The organism is Staphylococcus pseudoxylosus (genome assembly GCF_003697915.1).
GTDB lineage: Bacteria > Bacillota > Bacilli > Staphylococcales > Staphylococcaceae > Staphylococcus > Staphylococcus pseudoxylosus.
The window spans coordinates 55,838-78,456 of sequence record NZ_RCVN01000006.1 but is presented as its reverse complement, the minus strand read 5'-3'; the positions used below and the strand labels follow the sequence as shown (position 1 = coordinate 78,456).

Below are 22,619 nucleotides of genomic sequence, written 5' to 3'. Positions count from 1 at the left end.
TCTTTTTACTTGATATTTAGCTTTCATTGCTTTATATTTATTAATTGAACTATGTGCGTTTTATTACGAGCATATTACAAAATGATAAAAATTGTAAATATAATTTCAACTTATGATTATGAGTCATAAGGATTGAAATTAATATAGTCAAATATCAATGATTCATAATATAGATATCAAATAAAACTTAAAAACTGAAACATACGCATGCTTGTAACAGTGTACTTTAAATTAATGATTAAAGATGACACTAAAGCATGATTCTAAAACAATTTACCCAAGCCAATAACGACTTTCGTTTATTAGAGATACTAACATCGCTAATAAGTGTTTAAGATAGTAACTTTGCCACTTTTTATAAGGTTAGGTAAGCGTACTAGCCTATATTAATTTATATCGGGGGATAAGAACATGAGTATACACAAAAAGAAATTAACTCTTTTTGGGTTTTTTATTTTAACGGTGCTAACTGTCACCTTAAAAACATATTTTTCATATTATGTTGATTTTTCTTTAGGCGTTAAAGGGTTAGTTCAAAACCTAATCTTGTTAATGAATCCATACAGTTTAATTGCATTAGTATTGAGTATTTCCTTGTTTTTCAAGGGTAAGAAAGCTTTTTGGTTCATCTTTATTGGTGGCTTTTTATTAACTTTCTTATTATACGCAAACGTTGTATACTTCAGATTCTTTTCTGACTTCTTAACATTCAGCACATTAAACCAGGTTGGGAATGTTGAATCAATGGGTGGAGCGGTAACAGCTTCATTCAAATGGTATGACTTCGTTTACTTTATAGATACTATTGTGTATCTGTTTGTTTTGATTTTTAAACAAAAATGGTTTGATAAGCGTGTATTTAGCAAAAAGTTTGTACCAGTCGTAATGGCTGCGTCAGTTGCGCTATTCTTCTTAAACTTAGCATTTGCTGAATCAGATCGCCCAGAATTATTAACACGTACATTTGACCATAAATATTTAGTTAAATATTTAGGGCCGTATAATTTCACTGTATATGATGGTGTTAAAACAGTTCAAAATAACCAACAAAAAGCGTTGGCTAATGAAGATGATTTAACTAAAGTATTGAATTATACGAAACAAAAGCGAACTGAACCAAATAAAGAATATTTCGGTGCCGCTAAAAAGAAAAATGTTATTAAAATTCATTTAGAAAGCTTCCAAACTTTCTTAATAAATAAAAAAGTAAATGGTGAAGAAGTTACACCATTCTTAAATAAACTCTCGTCTGGTAATGAAGGATACAGATATTATCCAAACTTCTATCATCAGACAGGACAAGGTAAAACTTCGGATTCAGAGTTTACTATGGATAACAGCTTGTTTGGTTTACCACAAGGTTCAGCTTATTCATTGAAAGGTGATAACACTTACCAATCACTACCTGCTATACTAGATCAACAGCAAGGTTATACATCTAGTGTTATGCATGGTGACTACAAAACATTCTGGAACCGTGATCAAGTTTACAAACACTTTGGCGTAGATAAATTCTACGATGCAACTTATTACGATATGTCTGAAGAGAATCTTGAAAACTTAGGTCTTAAAGATAAAGAGTTCTTTAAAGAATCAGCAGATTATTTAGCAAAAGAAAAAGAACCATTCTATAGTCATTTAATCACGTTAACTAACCACTATCCATTCACTGTGAAACCAGAAGATGCATCAATCGACAAACCAAACACAGGCGATTCAACAGTAGATGGTTATGTACAAACAGCAAGATACCTTGATGAATCATTAGAAGAGTTTGTCAATGAACTGAAGAAAAAAGGTTTATATGATGATTCAGTAATAATGATTTACGGTGACCACTATGGTATTTCTGAAAACCATAATAAAGCAATGGAAAAATTATTAGGTGAAGAAATTACACCTGCTAAATTCAACGACTTAAACCGTACAGGTTTCTGGTTGAAGATTCCTGGTAAGGAAGGTACTGTAGATAAAACTTATGCAGGACAAGCTGATGTAATGCCTACATTATTGCACTTAATGGGTATCGATACGAAGAACTATTTAATGATGGGTACAGATTTATTATCTAAAGATCACAATGATACAGTACCATTCAGAAATGGTGACTTTGTAACGAAAGATTATAAATATGTTAACGGTAGAATTTATGATAATAAGAATAATGAACCTATGACAGAAAAACCTAAAGACTTTGATAAGCGTAAACAACAATCTGAGAAAGATTTACAAATGAGTGATGATGTCCTCAACGGTGATTTATTGAGATTCTATGATAATCCTGATTTCGATAAAATTAAGCCTTCAGATTATGAATACAAAGCAGGTCCAAAAGGACAAGAGAAAAAATAAATAAAAATACCGACGATTCTAATTTAGAGTCGTCGGTATTTTTATTTATTATAGATACCTACCGGAGAAAGTTTGTATTAATGCAATCATAAAATAAGAGGTATTGACTATGCTATGGTTTGTATATTGCTTAAAGCGTCAAATTGAGAAACGTTTGACATTTTAAGCGTAGGAAAAAGGGGATAAGAACTGAAGTTTCCATTGGTAGTGTAAGTTGAGTCATGTTATAATCTTTATACATAAGGCACCTCGTTAATTTAGTTTAGTGATGTTTATTAAATTATACGAAAGGGCCTTATTTTTTCAAAGTGTTTTAATGTAAAATTACATATTAATGTGACGTATTTTTGGCGAGACTCTTGAGGGAACAGGACTAGCTGAAGACTACAGGCTGAAGCTGTCCCCCTAAGAAAGCGAGCCAAACAATACGAAGTATTGAATAAACAAAAAGGAGCACTCAGATGAATTAAATCATCTGAGTGCTATTTTTCTGGGATTTATGTCCCAGCCTCTGTTAAATTATGTCGCCTTGTGTAATGTTTAATTTGAAAAATGACAATATCAAATCGTATCGTTTGTCCTTATCCAAGTGCAACATCTAAAATCATCATAATAGTGAAACCTAGCATGAGACTCATTGTTGCAAGGTCAGTATTATTACTAGCTTGGGAATCAGGAATAAGTTCTTCAACAACTACAAATATCATTGCTCCTGCAGCAAAAGCGAGGGCATACGGTAACATTGGAGTAACAACCAATACAGCGGCTGCACCAATGGTAGCAAATATAGGCTCAACAATAGCAGAAGCTTGACCATAGTTAAATGCTTTCCATCTTGAAGCGCCAGCTGCTCTTATTGGCATAGACAAGGCTGCTCCTTCAGGAATGTTTTGGATACCGATTCCTATAGCTAAACCAAGGGCGCCTAAAAATGTAGCTTGCCCATTGCCAGCCACGATACCACCAAAGGCAACACCAATAGATAAACCTTCGGGTATATTGTGTAGCGTTATAGCTAAAACGAGTAACGTATTCTTATTGAGTTTTTTGGTACCTACACCTTCTTGATATTGGTTTGTGTCTTGGGTGTTTGGGTGTATGTGTGGGATAACTAAATCTAGTGCACGAATAAATACTCCGCCCAATAGAAAACCGATAGCAGCTGGTAACCACGGTAATGATGTACCTTCGCCATAATTAATAGCTGGTTGTAAGAGTGACCAAAAGCTAGCTGCAATCATTATACCTGCAGCGAAACCTTGCATTGAATTTAAAATCTTATCATTGACTCTCTTGAAAATAAAAACAGCTGCAGCTCCTAATGCAGTAAGTAGCCATGTAATAATACCTGCTATTAATGCTTGGATATAAGGAGGCAAGTTTTGGAAAAATTCCGACATAAGCATTGCTCCTTTGTATCATTTGAGTTAAAAAAGGTGTATAATATGTAGAACTGAAATTAAGTTTAACAGAAATAATTATAATTTTCGATATTAAAAAGGATGTTGGGCAATGGAAGCATACAAAATTGAACATTTACATAAATCATATGCCGCTAAAACCATTTTTGATAATTTGCAGTTGTCAATTTCTGAAGGTGAAAAAATAGGACTTGTAGGTATAAATGGTACGGGTAAAAGTACATTATTGAAAGTGATCGCTGGATTGGATGAAGACTTTGAAGCAGAAGTATCACATCCAAATGCTTATCGCATCCGATATTCTTCTCAAAAACATGATTTTGATCAAAATATGACGGTGTTTGAAGCGGTATTAACTTCAGAAACTGAAACGATTAAGGTTATAAGAACGTATGAAAATGCTTTGGCGCAATATACAGCTACCCAAAGTGATGAAGATTTTCAAAAAATGATGCAAGCGCAAGAAGCAATGGATAACTATCAAGCATGGGATTATAGTGCTGAAATTAAAACGATTCTTTCTAAATTAGGTATCTATGATATAAACAAGGAAGTGAGTGAACTTTCAGGAGGCCAACAAAAACGTGTTGGTTTAGCTAAAACGCTTATCGAACAACCTGATTTATTACTATTAGATGAGCCAACAAACCATTTAGATTTTGAATCAATCAATTGGCTAATTAACTATGTGAAACAATATCCGCATACAGTATTATTTATCACACATGATCGTTATTTCCTAAATGAAGTATCCTCACGTATTATTGAATTAGATAGAGGTAAGTTGACTACCTATGTAGGAAATTACGAAGATTATATCGCTCAGCGAGCAGAAAACGAAATTATAGAACGAAAGCAACAAGCGAAACAGCAATCCTTGTATAAAAAGGAACTTGAATGGATGCGTGCTGGTGTTAAGGCACGTACGACGAAACAGCAAGCTCGTAAAAATAGATTTAATGACCTAGAGCAAGATGTCAAAAATCAACACCAACAAGAGAAAGCATCTTTAAACCTTGCTTATTCTAGATTAGGAAAACAGGTCTTCGAATTAGACGGCTTAACGAAACGTATTAACCAAAAAACTTTATTTGAAGATATAACTCAAATTATCCAAAGTGGGCAACAAATTGGTATTGTTGGTCCTAATGGTGCAGGTAAAACAACGTTACTGAATATCCTAAATGGTGAAGATAAAGATTTTGAAGGTGACCTTAAAATCGGTCAAACGGTAAAAGTCGCTTATTTTAAACAAACTGAAGAACGGCTAGATCGTGATATAAGAATGATAGATTATTTGAGAGAAGAAAGTGAAGTTGCTAAAGAAAAAGATGGCACGTCAGTATCTATCACTCAATTACTCGAAAGATTCTTGTTTCCAAGTGCAACTCATGGTAAAAAGATTTATAAATTATCAGGTGGAGAGCAAAAAAGGTTATACCTTTTAAGATTATTGGTACACCAACCGAATGTGCTTCTTCTAGATGAGCCAACAAATGATTTAGACACAGAAACACTAACAATTCTTGAAGATTATATTGAAACATTTGGTGGCGCCGTCATCACAGTTAGCCATGATAGATATTTCTTAAATAAAGTAGCGCAAGAGTATTGGTATATTCATGATGGGCAAATGGAGCGCATCATAGGTACTTTTGAAGATTATGAAGCTTACAAAAAGGAACAACAGCAGTTAAACGAGCAAAAGCGTCAACAACCTAAAGTTAAACAACAACCTGACAAGAAAAAGAGAAAAGGTTTATCTTTTAAAGAAAAACAAGAGTATGAAATGATTATCGAACGTATTGATACAACTGAAGAACGATTAGAAACTATAGAAAAAGAGATGATTGAGGCAACCTCTGATTATGCCAAGATTAAAGAACTAAGTGAAGAACAACGAAGATTAAATGCGTTGTATGAAGAAGATATTGCAAGATGGAGCGAACTTGAAGAACAAAAAGAACAATGAGGGATTTTATAACATGGAGTCAACTTTATCGCATTATTTTGGCTATGACACATACCGTCCTGGTCAAAAAGAAATCATATCAAAAGTATTAGATCATCAAAATGTGCTCGGCGTTTTACCTACCGGTGGGGGAAAATCAATTTGTTATCAAGTACCAGGATTAATGTTGGGTGGCACAACAATTGTAATCAGCCCATTAATCTCATTGATGAAAGACCAAGTTGATCAATTAAAGGCCATGGGTATTCGTGCAGCATATTTAAATAGTAGTTTAACGCAAAAGCAGCAAAAAGAAATTGAAAAACAATTAAGAAATGGTGAAATTCAATTCTTATATGTTGCACCAGAACGTTTTGATAATGCTTATTTTATTAGCTTATTACAACAACTATCAATTCATTTAGTTGCTTTTGACGAAGCGCACTGTATTTCTAAATGGGGTCATGACTTTAGACCAAGTTATCAAGATGTAATCCATAAAGTATTTGCATTACCACAAGACTTTACGATTGTTGCACTAACTGCAACAGCAACGATTGAAGTACAAAAAGACATCATGGAACGTTTGAATATAGGGAAAAATGATGAGGTGAAAACGAGTACAAAAAGACGGAATCTCGTGTTTCAAGTCAATCCTACTTATCAACGTCAAAAATTTGTGATGGAGTATGTGAAACAACATAAAAAGGCAGCAGGCATTATCTACTGCTCTACACGTAAACAAGTTGAAGAATTACATGAAGCTTTAAAGAGCAATGATATCAACAGCACGATTTATCACGCTGGATTAACAAACAAAGAACGTGAAGCAGCACAAAATGATTTTGTGTATGATCGTGTACGTGTTGTTGTCGCAACGAACGCTTTTGGTATGGGTATAGATAAATCCAATGTGAGATTTGTTATACATTATAATATGCCCGGCGATTTAGAATCATATTATCAAGAAGCAGGACGTGCGGGTCGTGATGGCTTGAACAGTGATTGTATCTTATTATTTAGTGAACGAGACATTGGATTACATCAATATTTTATTTCATCGTCAAAAGCCGATGATGACTATAAAGATAAAATGGGTGAAAAATTAACGAAAATGATTCTCTATACTAAAACGAAAAAATGTTTAGAGGCGACTTTAGTTCATTATTTTGAACCGAATGAAAAACTTGAAGAATGTGAGCAATGTAGTAATTGCGTCATTGAGAATAAGACTTATAATATGACAGATGAAGCGAAAATGATTGTAAGTTGTATTGCTCGTATGAAACAAAAAGAAAGCTATAGTGTCATTATACAGGTGTTAAGAGGCGAAGATTCTGATTACATTCGTTATTGTGATTATAACGAATTATCAACACATGGCATTATGCAAAATTATACAACGTCAGAACTTAGTCATTTGATAGATGAATTGAGATTTAAAGGATTTTTAAATGAACACGATGAGATTTTAACGTGTGATCAATCTGTTAAGCATTTGCTCGGTGGGCAAATTGAAATATTTACAACGCCATTCAAACGTAAAACAAGAGAAAAAGTAAATATAAATACGGTAGAAGGCGTGGACCGTGCATTATTTGACGAATTAATTAGTGTCCGTAAAGAATTAAGTGAGAATTTGAGTATACCACCTGTTAGTATTTTCTCAGATTTTACACTAGAAGAATTTGCTAAAAGAAAACCAGAAACAAAACAAGAAATGATTTTAATTGAAGGTGTAGGTAGTTATAAATTAAAACATTATTGCCCGATGTTTTTGGAAAAAATTCAATCATATAAATCTAAAATTTAATAGAATCAAGCAACTGATATATGTGAAGCCCAGCAATAGAATGCGTCACTTATACGCTATTAAGTTGTTAACGACGGTATGTACACTAAAAATATGGTTTCCTTGAAGCCTAACGTTTACGACTATCTTATTAATAAAAAATAGATAGTTCTCCGTCTGCTGATTATCATAAGTGAATAACAAGTAAACTAAAGTTATTAAGCGAAGTTAATTTGACAATAACTAATATACTATGCAAAATCATAAGTCATAGATATAATTTTATTTCGAATTAACTTCGCTTTTTTTAAATGATTGGAATAAGGACCTGTAAGTTAAATCCTATGAATAAATTAATTGAATTATACATAAAATCAATATAAATAGGGAATATGTCATTTGATTGAAAATCTAATTTTTTATTAAATGAATATAAGATAATGAAGGTGACAAAGTGATAGAATTTAAGAATGTAGTTAAACGCTACGGTGATAAAGTAGCTGTTGATGATATTAGTTTTAATATTAAAGAAGGGGAATTCTTTGTTTTAATCGGGCCGTCAGGTTGCGGTAAGACGACTACGTTAAAAATGATAAATCGATTAATTTCTCTTTCTGAAGGTTATATTTATTTTAAAGATAAACCGATAAGTGATTATCCAATATATGAAATGCGTTGGGATATTGGCTATGTTTTACAACAAATTGCATTATTCCCACATATGACAATTAAAGAGAATATTGCACAAGTGCCACAAATGAAAAAATGGAAAGATGAAGATATAGATAAACGTATTGATGAATTAATGGATATGGTAGGACTAGAACCTGAAATATATAAAGATCGTAAACCCGATGAACTCTCTGGTGGTCAACAGCAACGTGTAGGGGTTATTCGTGCACTGGCAGCTGATCCGCCAGTCATTTTAATGGATGAACCCTATAGTGCCCTAGACCCAATTAGTCGTGAAAAATTACAAGATGATTTAATAGAGCTACAACAAAAAATCAAAAAAACAATCATATTTGTAACTCATGATATTCAAGAAGCAATGAAGATGGGTGACCGCATATGTTTATTGAATAAAGGACATGTAGAACAAATAGACACACCAGAAGGTTTTGTTACAAATCCTAAAAATGACTTTGTTAAACAATTTATGGGGGACAAATTAAACCGATCAATTAATGAGTTAAAACTTTCCGAAATAATAGATCAGTTATCTATCCAAGAAGGAGAGACAAAAGAAGGTTATCCAATCGTTGAAAGTAATTTATATGTTAAAGACGTATATACAGATTTGATAGACAATGAAGCCGTTATTATTAATGATTCAGCTGCCTCAACACAGCGCGTGTTGAAACGACAAGATATTTTTCAAATTTTGTCAGAGCGTAAAGGAGGTCATAATGAATGAATACCTTCACTAATACACTTATAGAGCGTAGAGGACAATTAATAACAACGATATTTGAACATATACAATTATCTTTTATAGCACTTTTGATTGCAGCACTAATTGGTGTGCCGTTAGGTATATTTTTAACAAAAACACGTAAACTTTCCGAAATTGTTATGAATATCGCGGCAATACTTCAAACAATACCTTCATTAGCATTGTTAGGGCTAATGATACCGTTGTTTGGTATAGGTAAAGTGCCGGCGGTTATAGCATTAGTTGTATATGCATTGTTACCAATTTTAAGAAATACATATACTGGTATTAATGAAGTAGATGCATCATTAGTTGAAGCGGCAAAAGGTATCGGTATGAAACCGGGTAGAAGATTGACTAAAGTAGAATTACCAATTGCTATGCCAGTCATTATGGCCGGTATCCGTACGGCAATGGTATTAATTATTGGTACAGCTACATTAGCTGCACTTATTGGTGCAGGTGGTTTAGGTGATTTAATTTTATTAGGAATTGATAGAAATGATTCCTCACTGATTTTAATTGGTGCCATACCAGCGGCATTATTAGCTATTTTATTCGATTTAGTGTTACGTTTTATGCAAAAACTATCATATAAAAAACTTTTGGTGTCACTCAGTGCGATTGTTATTATTTTACTGTTAGTAATTATTGCACCATTGTTAGCTCAAAAAGGGGACAAAATTGTTTTAGCTGGAAAATTAGGTTCAGAGCCATCTGTAATAACAAATATGTATAAAATATTAATTGAAGAAGAGACAGACAATTCAGTAGAAGTTAAAGATGGTATGGGTAAAACTTCATTTCTTTTTAATGCGCTAAAATCTGATGACATCGATGGTTATTTAGAATTCACTGGCACAGTATTAGGTGAATTAACTAAAGAAGATTTAAAATCTAAGCAAGAAGCAAAAGTATATAATCAAGCGAAATCTAGTTTGGAAGATAAATATGATATGACGATGTTGAAACCTATGAAATACAACAATACGTATGCATTAGCGGTGAAAAAAGATTTTGCTGAAAAACATAACATCAAAACAATTGGCGATTTAAATAAAGTAAGCGATGAGATTAAACCAGGCTTTACATTGGAATTTAATGATCGTGGAGATGGATATCCAGCTGTTAAAAAAGCCTACGATCTAGATGTAGGTGATGTGAAAACAATGGAACCCAAATTACGTTATCAAGCGGTCGAGAATGGAGATATTAATCTGATTGATGCTTATTCAACAGATGCCGAATTAAAACAATATGATATGGTTGTGTTGGAAGATGATAAGCATGTGTTCCCTCCTTATCAAGGAGCGCCTATGTTTAAAACATCTTATCTGAAAGAACATCCTGAAATTAAAAAACCACTAAATCGCTTAGCTGGCAAAATTTCAGATGAAGATATGCAAGCTATGAATTATGATGTAACAGTGAAAAAGAAAGACCCATATAATGTTGCAAAAAATTATTTAGAGGAACATAATTTAATCGATTAATAAGATAATATGAGACTACTAACTTAGTATTTAAATATAATACTAAATTATCTGGTCTCATATTTTTTATCCTTATAAATGACAGGCGCTATAATGATGCATTGATTTTAGTCTGTTATTAGGTTTATAATAGTTACTAAGTTTTGAAATTTCTGTAAATTCAAGGAGGACCGAAGCAACTATGAAGAAACAAATTGAACAATTATCAGCTTACGAACCAGGACTATCACCTCGAGCATTAAAAGAACAATACGGAATTGAAGGTGAGTTATATAAATTAGCTTCTAATGAGAATTTATATGGTCCAACGCCAAAAGTTAATGAGACAATTCAAGCACATTTAGATGAGCTACAATTTTATCCTGAGACGGGTTCTCCATTATTAAAAGAAGCAATAAGCAAACACTTAAACGTAGATGCATCACGTATATTATTCGGTGCTGGTTTAGATGAAGTTATCTTAATGATTTCACGTGCAGTACTGACAGCTGGAGATAAAATTGTGACAAGTGAAATGACATTTGGACAATATTACCATAATGCAATTGTAGAATCTGCAAACGTAACACAAGTGCCACTCAAAGAGGGGCATTTTGATTTAGAAGGTATTTTATCGGAAATTGATGAAGCTACCAAGTTAGTTTGGTTATGTAATCCAAACAATCCAACGGGGACTTATTTTTCACATGATGAATTACAGCGCTTTTTAGAACGTGTACCGAGTGATATCCCGGTTATTATTGATGAAGCATATGTGGAATTTGTAACTGCTGATGATTTCCCAGATACATTAGCATTACAACAACAATTTGCCAATGCCTTTTTATTACGTACATTTTCAAAAGCATATGGATTAGCGGGTATGCGTATCGGATATGTTGTCGCTGCTAAAGAAGCTATTGAAAAATACAACATTATACGTCCACCATTTAATGTTGGCCGTCTATCAGAATATGCTGCCTTAGCTGCATTAGAGGATCAAGCATATTTAGCTTCTATACGTGAGCGTAATGCTCAAGAGAGAGCTAAATTCTTTGAATTATCTCAAAGTGATGCGTTTTATCCTAGTCAAACGAATTTTATATATGTGAAAACAGATAAACCACACGATTTGTATGAAGCATTGTTAAATGTAGGATGTATTACAAGGGAGTTCCCTAAAGGTGTGCGTATTACAATTGGATTCCCAGAGCAAAATGCAAAAATGATAGAAGTACTTAAAGCGTTTAACTTCTAAAAATAATTCTTAATGAACGTTCAACGATACAAAATTTGGCATTTGATTAATAAAGTAGGGTGTTTATTATATGACTATCCTATGGGCCTAGTAAAATACTTGAAGATGATCATAATAATGCCATGTTCAATTTTGGTTTAGTTGAACGTATTTTGCTATAATTGAGGCGTATAGGGATAAATTTGTTATGCGTCTAGAGTACGTTACAAATTAAAGTATATTAAGTAGGAAAAGGGAGTAGAGTAGTACATGACTAGAAAATCAATAGCGATTGATATGGATGAGGTACTTGCTGATACAGTGGGTGCATTAATTGAAGATGTAAATAAGCGTACAGACTTAGGTATTTCTATAGATATGTTAGATGGTATTAAATTAAGGCATGCAATGCCTGAACATGATGGCTTACTGACTGAAATTTTACGCGAACCTGGGTTTTTCAAAAAATTAGAAGTGATGGCTGATGCACAAGAAGTTGTGAAGAAGTTAACTGAACATTATGATGTGTTTATCGCGACTGCTGCAATGGATGTACCGACGTCGTTTCATGATAAATATAATTGGTTAAGAGAGTATTTCCCGTTTCTAGATCCTCAACATTTTGTGTTTTGCGGTCGAAAAGATATCGTTAACGCAGATTATTTAATTGATGATAATCCAAGACAGTTAAGTATCTTTACTGGAACACCAATTATGTACACAGCAACACATAATATCAATGATGATAGATTTGCACGCGTTAATAATTGGAAAGATGTAGAGCAGTATTTTTTAGGAGATAGCGAATACAAAATTTAAATACTTTTTTAGCAGTGAAGAGGGTGAATCTTGTTGCCTTCTTTGCTGCTTTTATTTATAAATTTATTGAGCACTGTGCAAGCATTAAAAATAAGATCTTATTAATGACATCATGGCCAATAATAAGATCTTATTTATATATGTTATTAGATTGTAAATCAGTATCTATACTCATCTTCGTCTGTTTGTTGTGTATCTATATTTGAGTCTGGTAGAGTTAAAATATTAATTGCGCTTGGTACAATTTCAATGTTAAGTGGTGTATTTAAGGCAATCTCTCCATCTATATCTACTTTCATTTGTGGATCAGCTTCGATAGTGACTTCTTTAGCTAGGATGTGTTTAATACCATCCGTCATGTAATTCCAATTCATACTATCACGTTGTTTAAATATATCAGCTATTACACTTGAACTATGTTCTTCAAAAATGAATATATTTAAATAGCCGTCACTAGGTGAGAGGTCTGTTAACGGAATACGACTTCCACCTATAAATGGACCATTTGCTACAACGATCATTGCTGTATTGCCATTGATTTCTTTTCCATCTACGGTCATTTTGTAATCAAAGTGCTCTGGATTGAGTAATGTTTTAACAGTAGAACCGACATAGCTCAGTTTTCCGAAAACATCTTTATTCCCATTTTGTACATTTTCTGCATTTTGCACTATAAGACCTAATCCGGCGAAGTTAAGCGCGTATTGATCATTTATCTTCATTACATCATAAGATTGCAATTCTGAATTGATTAATTGCTGACTAGCCGTTTTATGGCGTGGATTAAGATTTAATGTTTTTACGAAATCGTTAAACGTGCCGCCAGGAATAATACCAATAGGGACGTCTAATTCGCTTTGCATTAGTCCGTTAATCAGTTCATTGACTGTACCATCACCACCAAGAATGAAAATAATATCAACATCGTCGCTATAGCTTTGGTCTTTTATTTTTTTGCAGAAAGTGATGATATCACCTTCATTTTCACTTAGTTGGATAGATAAATGTTTACAAAATGTTGTTAAAGAAGATGCCACATCCCCTAAACCTCTGTAAATATCTTTTATACCTGAGTGTTCATGATAAAATAACACACCGTGTTTGTATTTTGCTTTAGTCAATCTATTCACCATATTTCTTTTGATTTTGCGTTCTATTTTATTATGTACCCGATTCTCTTATAAAATAAATACATAACGTTCAGAGATTAAAGTATAGACTTTAATCATCTAGTAAGCAAATAGCAAGTCGTATTCATAAATATGAGCTCGTAGTGAGATGATGTATTTGGTTCTTTTTATGTACATGTATTAAGATATTCTAAAGTTAACGCGTAAATTTGATATTGGTTGATGTTAGAAAAATGAGCGCTGACCTGTATTTTACACCTATAGATAAATTAGAAATAAATTAAACACTTGTTTAAGCATTTGGTTTATTTCTTACTGTCGATAAAGTCTTCGAATTTGTCGGCAGTTTTGTTGTACAGGCTTTCCGTAAGAACAGTATTAGCCTTTAGTCTTTGGCTAGTACGCTTCCCACAGGCATCTCCCCAAATGATTGCTCATATTACACTAAAAAGATTATAAAATATAAATTAAATAGCGGCAGTGTTTCTTATGTCGAATATATCCATTGATAAAAGCGTCAACTTTAATCAGAAATACCCATGTTATTTTCAAAAATAACTATACGAATATAAACAATAAACCCCAGGTGACTATCACCTGAGGTTTATTTATGTTCGAATTGAAATTATTTAATGCCTCTCATGCCTCTAACAATTTTTGGTACAAAAGCAAGCACAATAAGACTTACGACAATTGCGATAGCACCTAAGAATAAGAAATAGTTTTTATAGCCTAGTGGTTCGATTAAATGAACAAGTGTACCATTAATCGCTTGTGCACATGCATTTGTTAATAACCATAAACTCATCATTTGTGTGTTAAACGCTTTTGGTGCTAATTTAACAGCGGCACTATTACCAGTTGGTGATAAGCATAGTTCACCAATTACACAGATGATATAGGAAAGGATAACCCAGTTAACACTTAACATTGAACCGTCTGCGGAGTGTCCGATTAAACCAATCATGATATATGAAGCACCAGCTAATAAGGCACCTAAAACAAATTTTGTGGCTATGCTTGGTTGGCGTCGAGCCATTTTCGCCCATATAATTGAAACAACTGGAGCTAATAATACGATAAACAATGGATTAATAGATTGGAAAAGTGTTGGACCGAAGTCTGTCTTCCATCCAAAAATATTTAATTTCATATCACTGCTTTCAAAGGCAAATAAGTTAAGCACATTTGCGCCTTGTTCTTGAATAGACCAGAATAAAACACCTAAAACAAACAACGGTATAAAAGCAATAACACGTGAACGTTCATCGTCTGTTACTTCTTTGCTGCGTATCATAATTGTAAAGTAAATGATAGGTAATGCGATACCGAGTACTAATACAGTTGTACTGACGATATTAAATGAAAGTGTACCTGTTAAACCAGTAATTATTAATACAGCGGCAATAATTAGCGCTATAACTGCAAATATTAAGCCATATTTTTTCTTTTCTTGTTGATTTAATGGATTAGTAGGTTTTGTACCCACATCGCCAATGTTTTTCTTGTTGAAAATCATGTACCAAATTAAACCAAGTGCCATACCAAAGGCTGCGATTAAGAAGCCGGCATGGAAATTCCCACTATCTACAAATTGATTTAAAATTATAGGAGAAATTAATGCTCCTAAGTTTACTGACATATAGAAAATAACAAAACCTGCATCTATGCGCGTGTCATTCTCTGGATATAGTCTACCAACAATATTTGAAATACTTGGTTTCATTAAACCTGAACCAATTATAATGAAAAACATTGAGATAAATAGTCCGATAACATCTAATGGTAAACTTAAGAAAATGTGACCAATAATAATTAATACACCACCATAAAATGTGGCTTTTCGTGTACCGGTAATTCTATCTGAAATCCAACCTCCAAGTACTGAGGTCATATAAATTAATGCACCATACACAGCCATTACTGATTGTGCAGTGCTTTTATCCATGCCTAAGCCACCATCTTTGATAGCGAAATACATATAGAAGATTAATAATGCACGCATACCATAGTAGCTAAATCTTTCCCAAAATTCTACGAAAAATAAAACACCGAGTCCTTTAGGATGACCAAAAAAACCTTTTTGAGGAATTGATTCGACTGTTGGATCTTGTGAGGTATATTTATCTTGCATAAAACATTCCCGTCCTTCCTTGCTCCCAATAAAAATGTATAAAAAAGATTTTACGCTTAATTAAATTTAATTGCAATAATATTCTCAAAATAGCAATATTCTGAATATTCTGATAAATTTTAGTTAATATAGCATAATTTTTATATTCCAGTAAATATAAAATGTGGTGTTCATAGAATGTATAAAATTGGTGATGCTTCTGTTGGATTTTTAGTTAAGAATGGTATGCTCACGCTGAAAGAGGTTAGAGATGCGGTTAGGAGTAATCTGGCTACAGCGCATATGTATAAGGATCAGCAATGTATTAGTGGGATAAAGATATAAGGCAGGGATATTTCAAATCAACTGCTTTTAAAGGTAGTCAGAATTGAACGTAAGAGAAAACAGCCCAAGACAATATTGTCTTGGGCTGTTAATCAAGTTAAATATAGATGACAGAAGCATAGTTACACCGTATATAAAATTATTTCTCCTAGTCATCTGTTCAATTAAGTTAATTAATAAACGCCTTTCATTGCGCGTTTCACTTTTGGTGAAATGAGCAGTAATAATACACCGATAACTACCGCAACAAGACCTGAATACAAGAAGTAATCACTTTGATCCATTTTAGTATAGACAACAACGAGTTGTGCGTTAAGTCCTTGTGCAGTTGCGTTACTAAGCATCCATAAGCTCATCATACGTGCTGTGAATGTAATAGGTGCTAATTTTGTAGTTGTTGATAAACCGACAGGCGAGATACAAAGTTCACCGATTGTTATTAATAAGAAACTCAGTACAAGCCATAATGGATTAATTAACTCATTGCCTGTAGCTAACGGAATAATCATGACTAAATATGATAGTCCAGCAATAATTGCACCTAATGCAAATTTATATACAGTAGGCGGGTTGTGTTTGCCTAATTTCATCCATAATGTTGCAAATACTGGTGCTAATACAACGATAAATATTGGATTTAAGGATTGTGCCCAAGCTGCTGGGATTGTAAAGTCAAATAATCCATTGGTAAGGACTGACATTTCTAATTGTGTTTTTTTATCTGCAAACGTTGCTAAAATGGTTGAGCCTTGTTCTTGAATCATCCAAAAAGCTACAGATGTTATGTACAGTGGTACGTAACTATATACACGTGAACGCTCATCTTTAGTTACATCTTTACTTACAATCATGTTAATAAAAATGTAAATAGGTAATACGATACCTAAAATAGTAATTAAGAAACTGAAGTTTTCAAGCGTCAGTGCATTGAATAAATGTAAAACTAATAAATAAACTAAAAATAATAAGATGACACCACCAGATATAAAACCGAATTTCTTAAGCTCTGGTCTTGTTAATGGATTTGGGACGTTACGTCCAGCAAAACCTAAGTTTTTCTTACGTTTAATCGCATAGACAACTAAACCACAGAACATACCGATTGCAGCAGCTAAGAAACCTGCGTGGAAACTAATTCTAGTTTGTAAGAAACCAGTTAATAACGGTGCAAGTAAGCTACCTAAGTTGATTCCCATATAGAATAATGTAAATGCAGCGTCTCGGCGTACATCATTACGATCATATAATTCACCAACTGTAGTTGAGATATTTGGTTTTAGCAAACCCGTACCTGCAATGATGACAGCTAATGCAATCATGACTAATGTTAAATTATTTGGTAATGATAGTAATAAATGACCAAGCATGATTAGGATACCACCATAGAAAACGGCATTTTGAGTGCCGGTAACCCTATCAGCAATCCAACCGCCAATCACGCCTGACATGTAGATTAAGGTACCGTATATTGCAACGATTTGCATCGCGACGGCTTGGCTTAATCCGAAACCACCTTCAGCTACACTATAATATAAGTAAAAGATTAAAATGGCTTTCATACCATAGTAACTGAATCTCTCCCAAAATTCAGTGAAGAATAGTGTGCTTAGTCCTTTTGGATGTCCGAAGAAACCTTTGTTTGGAATACTTTTCATTATTTCTTCGTGTGTGTAATCAATCTTTTTCATAAATTCCCTCCCCCTAAACGGTTGGATTTATTCTATACCGTTTTTACAAAAATAACAAGTGTATATATGAAAAGTACAAAATTTAATGAATAATCAGTTAATTAATGATAAAAAAATATAAAAAAATAAACTATCAAAGATGTCATGTAGTCAAGTTTCTTTGATAGTTTATGGAAATAGAGAATTAACGGTTATCTATTTTTTCAGGATATAAATCGTGATTCATTAAACGATGTTCTGCCATTTTTTCATACTTAGAATCTGGGCGACCATAATTCGTATAAGGATCGATTGAAATACCACCACGAGGCGTGAATTTGCCCCAAACTTCGATATAGTGAGGGTCCATTAATTCAATTAAGTCATTCATAATGATATTCATACAATCTTCATGGAAATCACCGTGATTTCTAAAACTAAATAAGTATAGTTTTAATGATTTTGACTCAACCATTTTTACATTTGGTATATAAGAAATATAAATTGTCGCAAAATCAGGTTGGCCCGTAATTGGACAAAGTGATGTGAATTCTGGACAATTAAATTTTACAAAGTAGTCACGTCCTGGATGTTTGTTATCAAATGATTCTAAGACTGCTGGGTCATAGTCGAATTCATATTTATTATTTTGATTGCCAAGTAAAGTAATATCTTGTAAATCTTCTGTGTTACGTCCTTCGCTCATAATTGAAAACTCCTTTAAATTTATGGTTTTTGTTCTGCTTTTTGAATTGTAGTAGGTTGTCTTCGTGCTTTTTCAAACATATAGTAACTAGACCCAATGATAATCATATAGCCGAGTACTGCGTAAAAGTCTGGTGATTCACCAAATAAGATGAAACCAAATAAAGCGGTAAAGATAATAGATGCATAAGTAAAGATAGAAATATCTTTAGCAGGTGCATAGCTATAAGCAAGCGTAATACCGATTTGACCTGCGGCAGCTGATAGACCAGCACCGATTAAATACCATACCTGAGTCATTGTCATTGGCTCAAATGTAAATATAGTAAATGGTATCAGAACTATAATGGAAAAGAATGAAAAATAGAATACAATCGTATAGGGTGCTTCGCGTGTACTAAGTGCCCTGACACAAGTGTAAGCACTTGCTGCAAATATACCAGATAATAACCCTGCTATAGCTGGAAACATAGATGATGAAAATTCTGGTTTTATCACAAATAACATGCCTGCTATAGCTACGATCATAGCTATAAATTGATAGTTACGAACCTTTTCATTTAAAAATATTAAACTAAGTAAAATAGTCCAAAATGGATTTAACTTCATTAAAGTATCAGCATCGCTTAGAATCATATGATCTATGGCATAAATATTTAGCAAAACACCAATCAAACCTAATGTTGAACGTGAAATCAACAGGGGTTGACTACTGAGTTTACCAAATAGGGGTTGTTTATATTTGAAAATAAAATACATAGGTATAAACATTGCCACTAAATTTCGAGCAAGTGATTTTTGATATACTGGTAAGTCACCAGCTAGCCTGAAGAAAACAGACATAAAGCTAAAACCAACTGCTGAAATTAGTATAGCAATGATACCCTTAACTTTAGGATTCACATGTATCGCCTCAATTGTTAGTTTTTAACGTATATATATTAGCATATATTTCTAGAATATGTATATATCCTTGAAAGTCTGAGGAAACTATATTATGATTATATAAACGAACAAATGTTCTGTTTTTGGTATAGCGATTTATAATTTATCCAAATAGAATTTATAGTTTGTGTGATATGTGTTGTGGACAATGTGAAGGGGTTTAATACCTAAACCACGCTAAATCAAGCGTTACAAGATTTTCAAAAAAAGCAAATGAAAAAACCTTAAATTTAGAAAAAAATTTTTTTGTAACCGAAAATATCAGTTTAAAGTTGAATTGGTGCCATTTATCTCTGTTCTTCAACATTTTGTCAAAAACAAAGGTCTTTAAATAAGGTTCTGAATTATGTATAATGAAACACATAATATAGTATTGATGGTCAAAACGAACCACAATATATTGTGGTTTATATACGTGGTCACTTTATTTATAATAAACCAAATTTTAAGTAAAATAACACCATTGAGAGCGTTTAATAATGACAAATCAAGCATAAATACTTAATTAATGATTTTTTACATACCAATATATAGATAACAAGTTTACTATATATAGTGGTTCACTCCAAAAGTTAATGTTACCTATCATCCTTTAAGTATGAATTGCAATAGTTCGATTTTATAGTTGTGATTTTTCATTAATAAAATATGAGTTAAATATAGAAAGAAGGTGGTCCAATGAAGGTTGTCTATTTTTCATTTTCCGGCAATGTGCGCAGATTCATCAAAAAAACTGAGCTTACAAATGTGATGGAAATTACACAGAGTAATTGTTCTGAGAAAATTGAAGAACCATTCATATTGGTCACTGGAACGATAGGATTTGGTGAAGTACCACAACCAGTTCAGTCATTTTTAGATGTAAATAAAAATTTATTAAAAGGCGTTGCAGCGAGCGGAAATCGCAATTGGGGTCAAAACTTTGCGAAAGCTGGACGGTCTATATCAGAAAAATATCAAGTTCCTTTATTAATGAAATTTGAGGTACAAGGAACACAAAATGATATTAGCGAATTTAAAGATAAGGTGGGGCATTTCAATGAAGATTATGGACGAGAAGAAATACAATCATATTGAGTTAAATAACGAGGTTACTAAACGTAAAGATAATGGCTTTTTTAATTTAGAAAAGGATCAAGAAGCATTAGCAGTATATTTAGAAGAAATAGAAGACAAAACGATATACTTTGATACTGAAATCGAACGCCTTCACTATCTCGTTGATAATGATTTCTATTTTGACTTATTTGCAAAATATTCAGAAGCAGATTTGATAGAAATAACAGATTACGCTAAAAGTATTCCGTTTAAATTTGCGAGTTACATGTCTGCAAGTAAGTTTTTCAAAGATTATGCTTTAAAAACAAACGATAAAAGTCAATATTTAGAAGATTACAAGCAACACGTAGCAATTGTTGCATTATATCTAGCAAATGGTCATAAAGCGACGGCTAAACAATTTATTTCAGCAATGGTTGAGCAACGTTACCAACCGGCAACACCTACATTCTTAAATGCTGGTCGTGCTCGTCGTGGTGAACTTGTATCTTGTTTCTTACTTGAAACAGATGACAGTTTAAATTCAATTAATTTCATTGATTCAACAGCTAAACAATTAAGTAAAATTGGTGGCGGTGTTGCTATTAATTTATCTAAGTTACGCGCACGTGGTGAAGCGATTAAAGGTATTAAAGGCGTTGCCAAAGGTGTACTTCCAGTTGCAAAATCACTTGAAGGTGGCTTTAGCTATGCAGATCAACTTGGACAACGTCCTGGCGCGGGTGCAGTTTATTTAAATATTTTCCATTACGATGTGGAAGAGTTTTTAGATACGAAAAAAGTAAACGCTGATGAAGATTTACGTTTGTCTACAATTTCAACAGGGTTAATTGTGCCATCTAAGTTCTTTGATCTTGCAAAAGAAGGCAAAGATTTCCACATGTTTGCACCGCACACAATTTATAAAGAATACGGTGTTACTTTAGATGATATTAACTTAGATGAATATTACGATGAACTTGTTGCTAACCCAAATGTTGATAAGAAGAAAAAAGACGCACGTGAAATGTTAAATATGATTGCACAAACACAATTACAATCAGGCTATCCCTATTTAATGTTTAAAGATAATGCAAACAAAGTGCATGCTAACTCTGATATTGGACAAATTAAAATGAGTAACTTATGTACTGAAATTTTCCAATTACAAGAGACTTCTATTATTAATGATTACGGCACTGAAGATGAAATTAAGCGTGACATCTCATGTAATCTAGGTTCATTAAATATTGTTAATGTGATGGAATCAGGTAAATTCAAAGACTCAGTACACACTGGTATGGATGCTTTAACGGTTGTTAGTGATGAAGCGGATATTCAGAATGCACCTGGCGTTAGAAAAGCTAATAGGGAGTTACATTCAGTAGGATTAGGTGTAATGAATCTACATGGTTACTTAGCTAAAAATAAAATTGGTTATGAATCTGAAGAAGCAAAAGATTTCGTTAACATTTTCTTTATGATGATGAACTATTATTCTATTGAACGTTCAATGGAAATTGCTAAAGAAAGACAAGAAGTATACAAAGACTTCGAAAAATCTGATTACGCAAATGGTAAATACTTCGCATTCTACACAACTCAAAACTTTGAAGCAAAATATGAAAAAGTTCGTAAATTATTTGAAGGTTTTGATGTTCCAACAGCTGAAGATTGGAAAGCTTTACAAAAAGAAGTTGAAACACATGGTTTATTCCATGCATATCGTTTAGCCATTGCACCTACACAAAGTATTTCATATGTACAAAATGCAACTAGTTCAGTTATGCCAATCGTTGACCAAATTGAACGCCGTACGTATGGTAATGCAGAGACGTTCTATCCAATGCCATTCTTATCACCAGAGACAATGTGGTACTATAAATCTGCATTTAATACAGATCAAATGAAATTAATAGATTTAATCTCAACGATTCAAACGCACGTGGATCAAGGTATTTCAACAATTTTATATGTAAATTCTGAAATTTCTACACGTGAACTATCTAGACTTTATGTATATGCACATCATAAAGGATTAAAATCTTTATATTACACTAGAAATAAATTATTGAGTGTTGAAGAATGTACAAGTTGTTCAATATAATTTAGCAATAAGAGCCAAGTTAAGTGATTATATAGAACAGTCTAGTCTAAGAATTAGATTAGGCTGTCAATCACTGCTTTAATTAAATTT

At 32.9% G+C, this 22,619-nt stretch carries 15 protein-coding genes; 9 read left to right on the top strand and 6 right to left on the bottom strand.

The annotated features are described in order from the left end of the window. The first annotated feature begins 411 nt into the window (after window positions 1–411). On the top strand, window positions 412–2,352 hold the full coding sequence (gene ltaS, locus D9V42_RS06665) for a polyglycerol-phosphate lipoteichoic acid synthase LtaS (protein ID WP_122064049.1): 1,941 nt from the start codon (window positions 412–414) through the stop codon (window positions 2,350–2,352). A 581-nt stretch (window positions 2,353–2,933) separates the two neighbouring features. Here ltaS and D9V42_RS06655 read toward each other — a convergent pair. After that, window positions 2,934–3,752: a ZIP family metal transporter gene (locus tag D9V42_RS06655; RefSeq protein ID WP_017722538.1), complete on the bottom strand. Its 819-nt coding sequence runs from the start codon at window positions 3,750–3,752 to the stop codon at window positions 2,934–2,936. 112 nt (window positions 3,753–3,864) lie between these two features. Here D9V42_RS06655 and D9V42_RS06650 point away from each other — a divergent pair, with 112 nt between their 5' ends. The 6 genes from D9V42_RS06650 (at window position 3,865) to D9V42_RS06625 (ending at window position 12,479) form a co-directional block, all read left to right on the top strand. Then, on the top strand, window positions 3,865–5,745 hold the full coding sequence (locus tag D9V42_RS06650) for an ABC-F family ATP-binding cassette domain-containing protein (protein WP_122064046.1): 1,881 nt from the start codon (window positions 3,865–3,867) through the stop codon (window positions 5,743–5,745). 13 nt (window positions 5,746–5,758) lie between these two features. After that, entirely contained in the window at window positions 5,759–7,537 is a 1,779-nt protein-coding gene (gene recQ, locus D9V42_RS06645) for a DNA helicase RecQ (protein WP_107554475.1), read from the top strand. Between the two features lie 433 nt (window positions 7,538–7,970). After that, window positions 7,971–8,933 (top strand): ABC transporter ATP-binding protein, encoded by a 963-nt coding sequence (locus tag D9V42_RS06640; RefSeq protein WP_107554937.1) that lies wholly within the window; start codon window positions 7,971–7,973, stop codon window positions 8,931–8,933. Beyond that, a complete protein-coding gene (locus D9V42_RS06635) occupies window positions 8,930–10,444 on the top strand; it encodes an ABC transporter permease/substrate-binding protein (RefSeq protein WP_107554936.1) in 1,515 nt (504 codons plus the stop codon). The genes D9V42_RS06640 and D9V42_RS06635 overlap by 4 nt, the downstream gene beginning before the upstream one ends. Window positions 10,445–10,625: 181 nt before the next feature. After that, the gene (gene hisC / locus D9V42_RS06630) at window positions 10,626–11,681 is read left to right on the top strand and encodes a histidinol-phosphate transaminase (protein WP_107554935.1); all 1,056 of its coding nucleotides are present in this window, start codon (window positions 10,626–10,628) and stop codon (window positions 11,679–11,681) included. 249 nt (window positions 11,682–11,930) lie between these two features. Continuing rightward, window positions 11,931–12,479 (top strand): 5' nucleotidase, NT5C type, encoded by a 549-nt coding sequence (locus D9V42_RS06625; RefSeq protein WP_017722532.1) that lies wholly within the window; start codon window positions 11,931–11,933, stop codon window positions 12,477–12,479. A 158-nt stretch (window positions 12,480–12,637) separates the two neighbouring features. On the opposite strand, the gene D9V42_RS06620 is transcribed toward D9V42_RS06625, so the two are convergent. From D9V42_RS06620 to D9V42_RS06600, 5 genes are all read right to left on the bottom strand, one after another. Next, window positions 12,638–13,612 carry a diacylglycerol/lipid kinase family protein gene (locus D9V42_RS06620; protein ID WP_167456092.1) on the bottom strand — a complete coding sequence of 325 codons (975 nt, stop codon included), beginning with the start codon at window positions 13,610–13,612 and terminating at the stop codon, window positions 12,638–12,640. A 622-nt stretch (window positions 13,613–14,234) separates the two neighbouring features. Further along, window positions 14,235–15,743: a peptide MFS transporter gene (locus tag D9V42_RS06615; RefSeq protein WP_122064041.1), complete on the bottom strand. Its 1,509-nt coding sequence runs from the start codon at window positions 15,741–15,743 to the stop codon at window positions 14,235–14,237. Window positions 15,744–16,240: 497 nt separating this feature from the next. Beyond that, a complete protein-coding gene (locus D9V42_RS06610; RefSeq protein ID WP_107554932.1) occupies window positions 16,241–17,755 on the bottom strand; it encodes a peptide MFS transporter in 1,515 nt (504 codons plus the stop codon). Between the two features lie 184 nt (window positions 17,756–17,939). Beyond that, window positions 17,940–18,440 (bottom strand): preQ(1) synthase, encoded by a 501-nt coding sequence (gene queF, locus D9V42_RS06605; protein ID WP_029377697.1) that lies wholly within the window; start codon window positions 18,438–18,440, stop codon window positions 17,940–17,942. 20 nt (window positions 18,441–18,460) lie between these two features. Continuing rightward, the gene (locus tag D9V42_RS06600; RefSeq protein WP_122064038.1) at window positions 18,461–19,342 is read right to left on the bottom strand and encodes a DMT family transporter; all 882 of its coding nucleotides are present in this window, start codon (window positions 19,340–19,342) and stop codon (window positions 18,461–18,463) included. Between the two features lie 720 nt (window positions 19,343–20,062). Here D9V42_RS06600 and nrdI point away from each other — a divergent pair. After that, a complete protein-coding gene (gene nrdI / locus D9V42_RS06595; protein ID WP_017722526.1) occupies window positions 20,063–20,461 on the top strand; it encodes a class Ib ribonucleoside-diphosphate reductase assembly flavoprotein NrdI in 399 nt (132 codons plus the stop codon). After that, window positions 20,424–22,529 (top strand): class 1b ribonucleoside-diphosphate reductase subunit alpha, encoded by a 2,106-nt coding sequence (gene nrdE / locus D9V42_RS06590; protein WP_122064036.1) that lies wholly within the window; start codon window positions 20,424–20,426, stop codon window positions 22,527–22,529. The genes nrdI and nrdE overlap by 38 nt, the downstream gene beginning before the upstream one ends. Window positions 22,530–22,619 lie beyond the last annotated feature (90 nt).